The sequence below is a fragment of the Amycolatopsis speibonae genome (assembly GCF_042647925.1).
In the GTDB taxonomy this organism is placed as follows: Bacteria; Actinomycetota; Actinomycetes; order Mycobacteriales; family Pseudonocardiaceae; genus Amycolatopsis; species Amycolatopsis speibonae.
In genome coordinates this window covers 1-820 of record NZ_JBHRWK010000116.1, presented here as the reverse complement: position 1 = coordinate 820, position 820 = coordinate 1, and the positions used below count along the sequence as shown (strand labels likewise).

Below are 820 nucleotides of genomic sequence, written 5' to 3'. Positions count from 1 at the left end.
AGACTGGATGGTTTCGTTCTGTCAGTACCTCCTTGACCTGCTGCTGCAGGGCAGCCGCGTAGCCGGGGTCCTGTGTGGACGGATACGGGCTCTTGACCCGGTCACGCACCGACGCCGGCAGGACCTGCTTCGTGGCGTGCCGCAGCAGGCTCTTTTCCCTGCCGTCGAACGTCTTCAGCGACCACGGTGTGTTGTAGACGTACTCGACGAGGCGGTGGTCGCAGAACGGCACCCGCACCTCGAGCCCAACAGCCATCGACGCCCGGTCCTTGCGGTCCAGCAAGATCCGTACGAACCGGGTCAGGTGAAGATGACAGACCGTTCTCATCCTGCGCTCGTGCGAGGTTTCCGAGCCGAGGTGCTCGACCTGCGCGACGGCGGTGCTGTACTGATCGGATACGAAGCTCGGTATATCGAGGGTACGGCGGAACTCCTCGGCGAGATGAGGCGACCAAGCGCTGGTGAGATTCATCCGTTCCAGCCAGGGGAAGGTACCCGAAGAAGCTGCGGCCTCGGCCTGAAACCAGCGGTACCCGCCGAAGACCTCGTCGGCCGACTCACCGGAAAGCGCCACCGTGGATTCCGCCCGGATCGCCTCGAACAACAGGTAGAGCGACATGTCGAAATCGCCGAGTCCCACTGGGATGTCCCGCGCGGTCAGCACTTTCCTTCTGACTTCGGGGTTACTCAGTTCGGCCGGGTTGAGGACGACGTCTTTGTGGTCGGAGCCGACCAGTTGCGCCACGTCGCGGATGAAGGGCGAGTCCGGGGTGTCCCGCATCTCGTCCGGCTGGAAGTTGTCTTCCTGGCCCTGGAAATC

1 protein-coding gene is annotated in these 820 nt (G+C 63.3%); it reads right to left on the bottom strand.

The window, feature by feature from the left end:
• Positions 1-820, bottom strand: an 820-nt coding sequence (locus ACFOSH_RS42200; protein WP_378247121.1) for an asparagine synthetase B family protein, incomplete at both ends; no start/stop codon positions are given.